Source organism: Pseudomonas sp. LBUM1679 (assembly GCF_059695565.1).
Genome location: NZ_CP166774.1, coordinates 6883436 through 6895995, shown reverse-complemented (window position 1 = coordinate 6895995; position 12560 = coordinate 6883436). Strand labels below are relative to the sequence as shown.

12 protein-coding genes are annotated in these 12560 nt (G+C 60.8%); 6 read left to right on the top strand and 6 right to left on the bottom strand.

Annotated elements, in window-relative coordinates:
- The first annotated feature begins 117 nt into the window (after positions 1-117).
- Positions 118-789 carry a TetR/AcrR family transcriptional regulator gene (locus ACA062_RS31575; RefSeq protein ID WP_497454456.1) on the top strand — a complete coding sequence of 224 codons (672 nt, stop codon included), beginning with the start codon at positions 118-120 and terminating at the stop codon, positions 787-789.
- A 42-nt stretch (positions 790-831) separates the two neighbouring features.
- Entirely contained in the window at positions 832-1686 is an 855-nt protein-coding gene (locus ACA062_RS31570; RefSeq protein ID WP_497454455.1) for a sulfurtransferase, read from the top strand.
- Here ACA062_RS31570 and ACA062_RS31565 read toward each other — a convergent pair.
- The 5 genes from ACA062_RS31565 to ACA062_RS31545 are packed head-to-tail and all read right to left on the bottom strand — an operon-like array spanning position 1649 to position 7014.
- A complete protein-coding gene (locus ACA062_RS31565; protein ID WP_497454454.1) occupies positions 1649-2506 on the bottom strand; it encodes an AraC family transcriptional regulator in 858 nt (285 codons plus the stop codon). The genes ACA062_RS31570 and ACA062_RS31565 overlap by 38 nt on opposite strands.
- Before the next feature lie 4 nt (positions 2507-2510).
- Entirely contained in the window at positions 2511-3509 is a 999-nt protein-coding gene (locus ACA062_RS31560; RefSeq protein WP_497454453.1) for a hydrolase, read from the bottom strand.
- 55 nt (positions 3510-3564) lie between these two features.
- Positions 3565-4176 carry a 16S rRNA (guanine(966)-N(2))-methyltransferase RsmD gene (gene rsmD / locus ACA062_RS31555; protein WP_497454452.1) on the bottom strand — a complete coding sequence of 204 codons (612 nt, stop codon included), beginning with the start codon at positions 4174-4176 and terminating at the stop codon, positions 3565-3567.
- Entirely contained in the window at positions 4176-5666 is a 1491-nt protein-coding gene (locus tag ACA062_RS31550) for a M16 family metallopeptidase (RefSeq protein ID WP_497454451.1), read from the bottom strand. Before ACA062_RS31550 ends, rsmD begins: the two co-directional genes overlap by 1 nt.
- Positions 5659-7014 carry a M16 family metallopeptidase gene (locus tag ACA062_RS31545; protein WP_497454450.1) on the bottom strand — a complete coding sequence of 452 codons (1356 nt, stop codon included), beginning with the start codon at positions 7012-7014 and terminating at the stop codon, positions 5659-5661. The genes ACA062_RS31550 and ACA062_RS31545 overlap by 8 nt, the downstream gene beginning before the upstream one ends.
- 343 nt (positions 7015-7357) lie before the next feature.
- Between ACA062_RS31545 and ftsY the strand changes: the two genes are divergently transcribed.
- The 4 genes from ftsY (at position 7358) to rpoH (ending at position 11620) form a co-directional block, all read left to right on the top strand.
- Entirely contained in the window at positions 7358-8965 is a 1608-nt protein-coding gene (ftsY, locus tag ACA062_RS31540; protein WP_497454449.1) for a signal recognition particle-docking protein FtsY, read from the top strand.
- Positions 8962-9633 carry a cell division ATP-binding protein FtsE gene (gene ftsE / locus ACA062_RS31535; RefSeq protein ID WP_064680267.1) on the top strand — a complete coding sequence of 224 codons (672 nt, stop codon included), beginning with the start codon at positions 8962-8964 and terminating at the stop codon, positions 9631-9633. Before ftsY ends, ftsE begins: the two co-directional genes overlap by 4 nt.
- Entirely contained in the window at positions 9630-10652 is a 1023-nt protein-coding gene (ftsX, locus tag ACA062_RS31530; protein ID WP_497454448.1) for a permease-like cell division protein FtsX, read from the top strand. Before ftsE ends, ftsX begins: the two co-directional genes overlap by 4 nt.
- 113 nt (positions 10653-10765) lie before the next feature.
- Positions 10766-11620, top strand: coding sequence for an RNA polymerase sigma factor RpoH (rpoH, locus tag ACA062_RS31525; protein WP_007897890.1), 855 nt, complete (start codon positions 10766-10768; stop codon positions 11618-11620).
- 173 nt (positions 11621-11793) lie between these two features.
- Here rpoH and mtgA read toward each other — a convergent pair whose 3' ends face one another.
- Positions 11794-12516: a monofunctional biosynthetic peptidoglycan transglycosylase gene (gene mtgA, locus ACA062_RS31520; RefSeq protein ID WP_497454447.1), complete on the bottom strand. Its 723-nt coding sequence runs from the start codon at positions 12514-12516 to the stop codon at positions 11794-11796.
- Between the last annotated feature and the right edge of the window lie 44 nt (positions 12517-12560).

Below are 12560 nucleotides of genomic sequence, written 5' to 3'. Positions count from 1 at the left end.
CCTTTTAGAGTCTATACTCTAGAAAAGTCAAATGACATCCTGGCGCAGCTTTATTTTATCCGTGCCCGGATAGGTCGTAAGATGCCCGCCACCGCACTCTGAATTTAAGCTCAAGCCATGGCCCCCAGGATCAAAACCAGCGAGCGCATCGTGCAGAACAGCCTGGAGCTGTTCAATCAGCAGGGCGAGCGCAGTATCAGCACCAACCACATTGCCGCCCACATGGAAATTTCCCCCGGCAACCTGTACTACCACTTCCCTAACAAGCAGGCGATCATCGCCGTGCTGTTCAGCGAGTACGAAAGCCTGGTGGACAGTTTCCTGCGCCCGCCCCAGGGCCGCGCCGCGACGGTCGAGGACAAGCGTTACTACCTCAAGGAATTGCTGGCAGCCATGTGGCGCTATCGGTTTCTGCATCGAGACCTCGAGCACTTGCTCGACAGCGATCCTGAGCTGGCCGCCCGTTACCGACGCTTTTCCCAGCGCTGCGTGATTCAGGGATCGGCCATCTACAAGGGATTCGTCGAGGCCGGCATCTTGAAGATGGACCGGGTGCAGATCGAGTCGCTGACCATCAACGCCTGGATCATACTTACGTCCTGGGTGCGTTTTCTGTGCACTACGCGGGAAAATTCCAATCACTTGAGCGAACAAGCGATTAAACGTGGTGTTTACCAAGTGCTGGTGCTGGAAGCCGGCTTCGTCACGGATCAGTCCCGCGACGCGGTCAACGCGCTGTTCGAGGAGTTTTATGTGCCACTGGCCCAGGCACTTGAAGAAGTGGGATAGAAAGAGCAACAGGATCGACTACCGCCATCACAGGAGCCCGTTATGCCCATTGCGCAACTGATCAGCCCACAAGCGTTGGACCTGAAAAAGGAGGAGCCAGGGCTGGTGATTCTGGATTGTCGTTTTGCCCTCGAAGACACGGACTACGGTCAGCGCAGCTATGCCGAAGGGCATATTGCCGGGTCGAGTTTTGCCGATCTTGAGCGTGATTTAAGCGGGACGGTGGTCAAGGGAGTGACCGGACGCCATCCGTTACCTGAACCCGAAGACTTGATCGAACGCCTGCAAGCCTGGGGCATCAACGCCGACAGCGATGTGGTTTTGTACGACGACGGCCCGGGTGCCTTCGCGGCGCGGGCCTGGTGGTTGCTGGCCTGGCTGGGCAAGCGCGATGGCGTGTTTATTCTGGATGGCGGGCTCAAGGCCTGGCACGCGGCAGGGTTACCGCTGAGTCTGGATGCGCCCGATAACGAACGCGGGACCTTCACGGGGGGGCCGGACAACGCGCTCGTCCTGGATGCCGAAGCACTTGCGCAACGTCTCGGCCAGCCCGCGTTGACCCTACTCGATGCCCGGGCCTTGCCGCGCTTCAAGGGCGAAGTGGAGCCGATCGACCCGGTTGCCGGACACATCCCGGGCGCGCAATGTGCGGCGTTCACCGACAACCTGGGCAGCGACGGGCGTTTCCTGCCGGCCGATCAGCTCAAGCAGCGGTTTGCCGCGAAACTCGGTCATCGTTCACCGACTGATCTGGTGGCGTATTGCGGCTCCGGGGTGACGGCTTGTCACAACCTGTTCGCCTTGTGCCTGGCGGGTTATCCATTGGGGGCGTTGTATGCGGGGTCGTGGAGCGAGTGGATCAACGACCCGGCGCGGGGCATCGCCACCGGCGAGTAAACGCACTGCGATACGCGCCGGGCCCGACCCCGTACACCTGCTTGAACTGCCGACTCAGGTGACTCTGGTCGGCAAAACCCAACTGCGTGGCCACTTCCAAAGGCAGGCAACCGCCCTGTAGCAACGCCCGCGCCCGGGCGATGCGCTGCTGCATCAGCCAGGTGTGCGGCGGCATGCCGGTGGCGCGGCGGAATACCCTGGCGAAGTGGAACGGTGAGAGGTTTACCGCTGCAGCGAGTTCTTCCAGGGAGGGTGGTGCCACCAATTGCGCTTGCAGCAGCTCCTTGGCCAGGGTCACCGCCCGGTGTTCCTTGCCAGGTTTGCCCGCGATCGGAACGGCCGCATGACGCTGCAGCAACGACAGCATCATTTCCCGCCAGACTGTCTGTTGTTGCAGGGCCGTGGATGGACTTTCCAGCAAACGATGCAGCTGGCAAAAGCCCTTCACCAGATCCGGGTCGCGGTACAGCGTGGCGCCGAACACCGGCAAGGTGTCGGTCGGCAGTTCGAGCTCGGCCAGCAGCGAGAGAATCTGAGCGCTGTCGGGATAAAACGCCCGATACAACCAACCGTCTTCCGTGCCTTTATGGCCGGTGTGCAGTTCGTCCGGATTGATCAAGACCAGCGTGCCGCTACCCGCCAGATGCTCGGCGCCGCGATAGCGATAACGCTGGGCGCCAGCCATGATCATGCCAATCACATAGCCGTCATGCACGTGGGGTGCGAAACGGTGCTCGATGTAGCGCGCAGACAACAATTCGACCCCGGCCAGCGGCGCCGTTTGCCAAAAATGAATCGACTCGCCTTGATCGGTAGCCATCGGCTTACTCACGACCCACAGCGGTCAGCCACTGAGGAATGCGCCGTTCCAGGTAGTAGCCCGGTTGCCTGAACGAGCCATCGACGAAGCCGACATGCCCGCCTTTGGCTTGTAGCTCGAATTGAATGCAGTCGGATAATTCTTCCGCTTGCGGCAGGCTATGAGGAAAGACAAAGGGATCGTCAGCCGCCTGAATGATCAGGGTCGGCGTGCGAATCTCTCCAAGGAAATATCGGCTCGAAGCGCGACGATAGTAATCTTCGGCATCGACAAATCCATGCAGTGGCGCAGTCACCCGACCATCGAAATCCCAGAAGGTACGCATGTTTTCCAGCGAACCAAGGGCTGCCAATGCCGCCAGTCCCTCCTTGCGCTCGTCATGCTGGAATTGCCGTTGCTTATTCTTGATGTAGGCCACCATTTCCCGCATGAAATGTGCCTGATAGACCTTCGAGAATCCCTGGCCGATACGGTCGGCGCACTGATCGAGGCGAAACGGTACCGACACCGCCACGGCACCGAGCACCCCACTGTCACTGCCAGTCTCGCCCAGATGCTTGAGCAAGACGTTGCCACCCAAGGAATAACCGACCGCATACAGGGGGGCGAGCGGCCGTTTGGCCCGCAGGTGCTTGATGGTTTCGGCCAGGTCTTCGCTGGCGCCGGAATGGTAGCTGCGTGGGAGCAGATTGGGTTCGCCCGAACAGCCGCGCCAGTTCAGCGCGACGCTGGCCCAACCCTGGATCGCCAGCGCTTTTTGCAATCCGGCCACGTAAGGCGAGTTCGACGAACCGGTCAGTCCGTGCAACACCAGCACCAGAGGCGCATTGGCACTGTGCGGGCCGTGCCAGTCCAGGTCGAGGAAGTCACCATCCTCGAGCCACAGGCGTTCGCGCTCGCGTTCGATATGGGTGGTTTTGCGCCAAAGGGGACCCCACAAGGTTTGCAAGTGCGGGTTGCCCAGGCCGAAGGCGGGGATGAAGCGTTCTGACGGAAGGGACACGGTGGCTCTCGATGCAGCGGTGCGCAACCTGTGCGCACCTTGTCAGGCCGGTCGGTTAACCGGCGATCTCTGCCATACGTTGCCACAACGAGTAGTACACGCGCCCGGATTTCTGCTCCCGGTGCAGGCGCCAATTGCCAGGCAAGCCGAGGGACGATGGCGCGTTTTCGCTTTCGGTGTAGATCCAGGCTTCATTGGCCAGCCACTGGCGCTCTTCAAGCAGCGTGCAGACGGTCGGCAACAGGTTCTGGTTGAACGGCGGGTCGAGGAACACCAGGTCGTAGGCAACCGCTGGCTGGGTTTCCAGGTAGCGCAAGGCATCGGCCGTCTGAATCTGGCCGGTCGTGCAGCGCAGGGTACCCAGATGCTCCTTGATGCTCGCTACCGCGATGTTGCTCGCATCCAGCGCCTGGCCCATCGCCGCGCCACGGGATAAAGCCTCGAGAAACAACGCGCCGCTGCCGGCGAATGGATCAAGTACTTTTGCGCCGGCGACATAGGGTGCGAGCCAGTTGAACAGGGTTTCTCGCACCCGGTCCGGAGTCGGGCGCAAACCCGGCGCATCGGGGAAGCTCAGCTTTCGGCTGCCCCATTCACCGCCGATGATACGAAGTTGGTTCACGCCGTTATGCACGTTGTGTACAGGTTTTTTAGGACGAGTGGCCATTAATGCTCCGGGACCCCGAGCGGTTGCTCGGCAGGTTTATCAGAAGGGGCCGGTAACGGCTTTTGCGGCACGGTCGGGCCAGCGCTGACGATGACCAGTTTATCCGTGCTCAGGTGTTTGTTCAGTGCGGTTCTGACCTGTTCGACGGTCAGGCTCTGGGATTGCTGCATGAAGTCTTCCAGATAGCTCAACGGCAGGTTGTAGAAACCCATGGCGCCGAGCTGACCGACGATATCGGCGTTGCTGGCGGTAGACAGCGGAAAGCTGCCGGCCAGTTCACGCTTGGCGTCGTCGAGTTCTTTTTCCGTCGGGCCGGTCTTGAGGTAGTCGGCGAGTACATCCTGCACCAGTTTAAGTGTGCCTTCGCTCATTTCGGCGCGGGTTTGCAGGTTGATCATGAACGGACCGCGCGCCTGCATCGGGGTGAAGCCCGAATACACGCCGTAGGCCAGGCCACGCTTCTCGCGCACTTCGCTCATCAACCGGGTACCAAAACCACCGCCGCCAAGGATCTGGTTGCCCATGGACAGCGCCGCGTAGTCCGGATCGTCACGGTCGATGCCCAATTGCGCGAGCATCAGGTTGGTCTGCTTGGACGGAAACTCGATATGGCCAATGCTGGCTTTGGGTTCTGCCGGTTGCGGGATCTTCGCCAGGGCCGGTCCTTTGGGCAGCGCACCGGAAACCTGTGCGGCAATCGCCTCGGCTTCGGCGCGGGACAGATCGCCGACCAGCGCAATGACCACGTTGCCGGAGGCGTAGGCTTTTTCATGGAACGCCTTCAGTTGCGCCAGGGTGATCGCCGGTATGGTTTTCGCCGTGCCATCGCTGGAATGCGCGTAAGGATGATCACCGTACAAGCGGTTCATCAGCTCCATGCTCGCCAGTTTGCCGGGGTTCTGCTTCTGGTATTCGAAACCGGCGAGCATCTGGTTCTTGATGCGCGCGAACGAATCGGCAGGGAAGGTCGGTTTGCCGACCACTTCCGAGAACAGCTTCAGCGCGGGTTCGCGTTTGTCCGCGGCGCTGAGGCTGCGCAGGGAGGCCAGGGCCATGTCTTTGAATGCGCCGTTGCCAAAGTCCGCACCCAGGCCTTCGAAGCCCTGGGCGATGGCGCCGACATCTTTACCGGCCACGCCTTCGTTGAGCATGGCGTTGGTCAGTACGGCCAGGCCCGGCGCGTCTGCGTCCTGGCTGCTGCCGGCGGAAAAGATCAGGCGCAGGTCGAACATCGGCAATTCGCGAGCCTCGACGAACAGCACCTTGGCGCCTTCGGCGGTGTTCCAGGTCTGCACATCCAGACTGCGGCGGCTGGGTGCCTTGCCATCGAGCTCGGCCAGCGATTGCAGTTTCTGGCTGGCCTTGGCCTTGTCCAGGGCTTCGCTGGCCTTTGATTCGTCGGTCTTTGCAAAGTAAAACACGGCAGACCCGATCAGTGCGACGGCGATCAGGCCGATCAGGGCCAGGCGCGGTTTTTTACGCTCACTCATGAGTCGTCTCCTGTGGCAGTACATGGGCGACGCTGAGACGTTCGCGGGTGAAGTACAGCTTGGCGGCGTTCTGGATGTCCTGCGGAGTCACGCTTTCCAGATCGGCCAGTTCGGTGTCCATCAACTTCCAGGACAGGCCCACGGTTTCCAGTTGACCGATAGCGGTGGCCTGGCTGGTGATCGAGTCCCGCTCGTAGACCAGGCCGGCAATGACCTGCGCGCGGACGCGTTCCAGTTCTTCGGTGGACGGCGCCGTGGTTTTCAGCTGCTCGAGCAGCTTCCACAGGCCGGCTTCAACCTGGGCCATGGTTTTGTTTTTCTGGGTGTTCGGTGTCGCCGACAGGGTGAACAGGCTGTCGCCACGGGTATAGGCGTCGTAGCTCGACGAACCGCCGGACACCAGTTCTTCGCCGCGTTCCAGTTGCGTCGGGATACGGCCGCTGTAGCCGCCATCGAGCAGGGCGGAAATCAGCCGCAAGGCGTTCACCGGGCGTTTGTCTTCGGCGGTGGCGATGCTGGGCACGTTGAAGCCCAGCATCAGGCTCGGCAGTTGGGTCTGCACGTGCAAGGTGATCTGGCGTTCGCCGGGTTCGGCCAGCTCCAGCGGAATTTTTGCCGCCGGCACGTCACGCTTGGCGATCGGGCCGAAGTAGCGTTGGGCCAGGGTTCTGACTTCATCCGGCGTCACATCGCCCACCACCACCAGGGTGGCGTTGTTCGGCACGTACCAGGACTGGTACCAGTGGCGCAGCTCTTCGACCTTCATGCGGTCCAGGTCCGCCATCCAGCCGATGGTCGGCGTGTGGTAGCCGCTGGCCGGGTAGGCCATGGCCTTGAACCGTTCGTAGGCCTTGGACATCGGCTTGTCGTCGGTGCGCAGGCGGCGTTCTTCTTTAATGACCTCGATCTCGCGGGCGAACTCGTCCGCCGGCAGGCGCAGGCTGGCCATGCGGTCGGCTTCCAGCTCGAAGGCCACGCCCAGGCGGTCCCGGGCCAGGACCTGGTAATAGGCGGTGAAGTCATCGCTGGTAAAGGCGTTCTCTTCGGCACCGAGGTCGCGCAGGATCAGCGAGGCCTCGCCGGGGCCGACTTTCTCGCTGCCCTTGAACATCATGTGTTCCAGGGCGTGGGACAAACCGGTCTGACCCGGCGTCTCGTAGCTGGAGCCGACCTTGTACCAGACCTGGGAAACCACCACCGGCGCACGATGGTCCTCGCGCACGACGACCTTCAGGCCGTTATCGAGGGTGAATTCATGGGTGGGTTGTGGATCGGCAGCCAGGGCCGAGAGGGGCAGGCAAACTGTGCTGAGCAGCAGGCCTGCAGCGCGGCGGGCTAGAGCATTCATTCGTTTTTAAACCTTTGGGGCTGCCCGCTTGTTCTTAGCGTCAGCGGGCGAGAGGGTGCTAGGATACTGATCCGTTTTACTGGCGGCCACGCCTATCAGGCCTTTGTGTTTGATCAGGTTGTATGGGTTTGCGGCGAAAGGCTGTGGTTTATCGACTAGACTTTGCTTTTTCGCCGATTTTGCCGCTTCAGTCCTTCGTGAAATCGATTTTGTAAGGTGCCGTTTGCACCTCGATAAAATGTTGCGCGTGAACAAGCTGGGTCAATCGCAGTCTGTTCAGCATCGAATATTCATTTGCCGAGGCGCCCTTTGGCGCGTCGCTACTGTGAGATAGCCGTCCTCCATGTTTGGTTCCAACGACGACAAGAAAGCCCCAGCTGCGGCTGGCGAGAAGAAAAGCCTGTTCGGATGGCTGCGCAAAAAGCCGCAGGAACCCGTCGTCGAACAGCCACAGCCCCAGCCACTTACTGAGCAGCCTGAGCAGCCTGAGCCAACGCGTGCGCCGGTCATCGATGAACAGCCCGCGCCGGTGGTCTTGCCGATCGCCGAGCCGGTGCTGCAACCGGTCACCGAGCCTGAACCCCGTGTCGTGGCCGACACCGTGCCCCAGTTTCCGTTGACCCCCACCGCCGAGCCCTGGCTGACATTGCCTGTGGCGGAAGAGCCGGTGGCATTGGTCGAAGATGAGTTGGCGCCGCATATTGCGCCACCGATTCCAGCCCCGACTGCCTTTGCTCCCGAGCCGGTTCAGTCACCGGTGGTGGCGCCGGTGAGCGCACCTGTTGTGGTGGCCGAGCCTGTTCCGGTGATCCCGGAGCCTGTGGCTCCAGCGTTTGTTGCTCCGGTTGCTCCAGAACCCGTTCCCGTTGCTGCTCCGGTTGCTCCAGCTCCAGCTCCAGCTCCCGTTTCGGTTGCTGCTCCGGTTGTTCCAGCTCCTGTTCCTGTTGTCGCGCCCGTTGCCACGGCACCTGTCGTGCCCGTCGAAGCACCCACAGAGCCTGCGCGTACCGAAGAAACCAAGGCCGGTTTCTTCGCCCGTCTCAAGCAAGGCCTGTCCAAGACCAGCGCCAGCATCGGCGAAGGCATGGCCAGCCTGTTCCTGGGCAAGAAGATCATCGATGACGAGCTGCTCGAAGACATCGAGACCCGTCTGTTGACCGCCGATGTGGGCGTCGAAGCCACGTCGGTGATCATCCAGCGCCTGACCCAGAAGGTCGCGCGCAAAGAGCTGGCCGATGCGGATGCGCTCTACAAGTCCCTGCAGGCCGAGCTGGCGGCAATGCTCAAGCCCGTCGAGCAGCCGCTGAAGATCACCTCGCAGAACAAGCCGTTCGTGATTCTGGTGGTCGGCGTCAATGGTGCCGGCAAAACCACTACCATCGGCAAGCTGGCGAAGAAGCTGCAACTCGAAGGCAAGAAAGTCATGCTCGCGGCAGGTGATACGTTCCGCGCCGCAGCGGTCGAGCAATTGCAGGTCTGGGGCGAGCGCAACAAGATCCCGGTGATTGCCCAGCACACCGGCGCCGACTCGGCATCGGTGATCTTCGACGCCGTGCAGGCCGCCAAGGCTCGTGGCATCGACGTTCTGATCGCCGACACCGCCGGTCGCCTGCACACCAAAGACAACCTGATGGAAGAGCTGAAGAAGGTGCGTCGGGTGATCAGCAAGCTCGATGCCGACGCGCCCCACGAAGTGTTGCTGGTACTGGATGCCGGCACCGGCCAGAACGCCATCAACCAGGCCAAACAGTTCAACCAGACCGTCGAACTGACCGGCCTGGCACTGACCAAACTCGACGGCACCGCCAAGGGCGGGGTGATTTTCGCCCTGGCCAAGCAGTTTGGCCTGCCGATTCGCTACATCGGCGTCGGTGAAGGCATCGATGATTTGCGTACTTTTGAAGCAGAACCCTTTGTCCAGGCACTGTTTGCCGAGCGGGAGCGTTCATGATTCGTTTCGAACAGGTCGGTAAACGCTACCCGAACGGTCACGTCGGCTTGCATGAGCTGAGCTTTCGAGTCCGTCGGGGCGAATTCTTGTTTGTCACCGGCCATTCCGGCGCCGGTAAAAGCACCCTGTTGCGGCTGCTGTTGGCCATGGAACGCCCGACCACTGGCAAATTGCTGCTGGCCGGGCAAGACCTGGCCACCATCAGCAACGCGCAGATACCTTTCCTGCGTCGGCAGATCGGCGTGGTGTTCCAGAACCACCAGCTGTTGTTCGATCGTACGGTGTTCAACAACGTCGCGTTGCCGTTGCAGATTCTTGGCCTGTCCAAGGCGGAGATCGTCAAGCGTGTGGACTCGGCCCTGGAGCGCGTGGCGCTGTCGGACAAGACCGATCTGTACCCGGGCGATCTGTCTACCGGTCAGCAACAGCGCGTCGGCATCGCCCGTGCCATCGTCCACCGCCCGGCCCTGCTGCTGGCGGACGAACCGACCGGTAACCTCGACCCGCGCCTGGCAGCCGAAATCATGGGCGTCTTCGAAGATATCAACCGCCTGGGCACCAGCGTACTGATCGCCAGTCACGACCTGGCGCTGATCGCGCGCATGCGTCACCGCATGCTGACCTTGCAACGCGGCCGATTGATCGGCGACGGGGAGGCGGCCGTATGAGTGCGACACGCAGTCCCAAGGTGTCCGAGCGCGTAGCGCCCAAGGGTGCCGATCCGCAGCCGCAGAAGAAAAAACGCGACGATGACGATGGTCCGGATTTCGCCACGCTGCTGCGCGCCTGGATCGAAAGCCATCGTGCCAGCATGGTGGATAGTTTACGGCGCCTGGGCAAGCAGCCGGTCGGCAGCTTTTTCACCTGCATGGTGATGGCGGTTGCCCTCAGTCTGCCCATGGGCCTGTCACTTTTGCTAGGTAACGTCGAGCGCCTCGGCGGTTCCTGGCAGCGTGCGGCGCAGATTTCCCTCTATCTGCAAATCGACGCCAGCCCGACCGAGGGCGAGGCGTTGCGCGAGCAGATCAAGGGCATGCCCGGTGTCGCGGAGGCCGACTATGTCGGCCGCGATCAGGCGCTGGAAGAGTTCCAGCAGCAGTCCGGTCTGGGTGAAGCACTCAAGGAACTGCCGGAAAACCCGCTGCCTGGCGTGGTTCTGGTGACTCCGAATGAGGTCGACAAGCCTGCCCTTGAAGCATTGAGACAAAAACTTTCCGAGTTGCCGAAGGTACAGCAGGCGCAACTTGATCTAGTCTGGGTCGAGCGTTTGGCGGCGATTCTCAAGCTGGGTGACCGTTTTGTCTTCGGTCTGACCGTGCTTCTGGTTTCTGCATTACTTTTGGTGATAGGCAATACCATTCGTCTTCATATTGAAAACCGCCGCACAGAGATAGAAGTGATTAAACTCGTGGGCGGCACTGACAGCTATGTGCGCAGGCCCTTTCTGTATATGGGGGCGCTTTATGGCTTTGGTGCGGGGATTCTTTCATGGGGCTTACTGGCGTTCGGCCTGGACTGGCTGAACGACGCGGTAGTCGGGCTGGCCGGATTGTACGGCAGTGATTTCGCACTGGCCGGCGTGCCGGTTGCCGACGGTCTGTCGCTCTTGCTTGGCGCGGTGCTGTTGGGGTATATCGGTGCATGGATTGCAGTCGCACGCCACCTGAGGGAGCTTGCGCCAAAGTAATATCATTTTGCTCGTATTGACCTTTCAGCGTTTATGGGAACTTGTCTTTCGGTTTCCGGTCAATTTTCGCAGTGCTGAACTGCACGAGTTATGTAAGACGGAGGTTTTTTCGTATGACCAATTCTTTGCAACCTGCATATGCTCTGGTCCCGGGTGCGAACCTGGAGGCCTATGTGCACACGGTAAACAGCATTCCATTGCTGACGCCGGAGCAGGAGCGTGAACTGGCCGAGAGTCTCTATTATGAGCAGGATTTGGGGGCGGCTCGGCAGATGGTGCTCGCCCACCTGCGTTTTGTTGTACATATCGCCCGTAGCTATTCCGGCTACGGTCTGGCTCAGGCTGACCTGATCCAGGAAGGCAACGTCGGCCTGATGAAGGCCGTGAAGCGCTTCAACCCGGAAATGGGTGTGCGCCTGGTGTCCTTTGCGGTGCACTGGATCAAGGCGGAAATCCACGAGTTCATCCTGCGCAACTGGCGCATCGTGAAAGTCGCGACCACCAAGGCCCAGCGCAAGCTGTTCTTCAACCTGCGCAGCCAGAAAAAACGTCTGGCGTGGCTGAACAACGAGGAAGTCCACCGTGTGGCGGAAAGCCTTGGCGTAGAGCCGCGGGAAGTGCGCGAGATGGAAAGTCGCCTGACCGGCCATGACATGGCCTTCGACCCGGCCGCGGAAGCGGACGACGACAGTGCATTCCAGTCGCCGGCCAACTACCTGGAAGACCACCGGTACGACCCGGCCCGTCAACTGGAAGATGCCGACTGGAGCGACAACTCCAACCACAACCTGCACGAAGCGCTGGAAGTGCTGGACGACCGCAGCCGTGACATCCTCTACCAGCGCTGGCTGGCAGAAGAAAAAGCCACGCTGCACGACCTGGCGCAGAAGTACAACGTGTCGGCCGAGCGTATTCGTCAGCTCGAGAAGAGCGCGATGAACAAGCTCAAGTTGTCGATCGCGGCATAACCTGCACACCGGCAATAAAAAACGCCCCGATCAGAGATGATCGGGGCGTTTTTTTTCGCGTCGTCCCCTGTAGGAGCGAGGCTTGCCCGCGAAGGCGTCGTATCAGCCGCCATCGTCATGACTGACACGACGCCTTCGCGGGCAAGCCTCGCTCCTACAGGGATCGCGTCAATTCATTGAGACCAAGGCGCACGCCGCGAATCGTTCAGCCCTACAAGATAGCTATCACCGCCCAACTGACTCATTTGCTGCCGAATCCACCCAGCCCTCCGTGCGACATAGTTGGTCGGATGACTCGCGCTCCAAACCCGTGGATTAGGCAACACCGCTGCCAGCAAACTCGCTTGCTGCCGCGACAATGACCGGGCGCCGACGCCAAAGTGATGCCGAGCCGCCGCTTCAGCGCCAAACACCCCTTCATCCCACTCGACGCTGTTGAGGTACACCTCAAGAATCCGCTGCTTGGGCCACAGCACTTCGATCAACCCGGTAAACCAGGCTTCCAGACCTTTGCGCAGCCAGCTGCGGCCGGACCACAGGAACAGGTTTTTCGAAACCTGCTGGCTCAGGGTGCTGGCACCCCGAATAGTGCCGCCGAGCTCGTTGTGGGCCAATGCTTTCTGAATCGCACCGAAGTCAAAACCCCAATGCTCCGGGAATTTCTGATCCTCGCCCGCAATCACCGCGACTTTCAGGTCGTCGGAGATTTCATCCCAGGGCTTCCAGGTGCGTTGCAGGTCAATCGGCTCGCCGTCGATCCAGGATTCGATCTTGCGCTCGACCATCAGCGTGGTCCCTGGCGGTGGCACCACGCGAAAAATCAAGACCAGCAATACGCTGCCGCCCGCGAACCAGAGCAGGGCCTTCATGAATCGTCGTAAGAATAAACGCAGCATAGAGATGGCTTGGCCGAACCCGTCGAGCGGGCCATTATACAGAC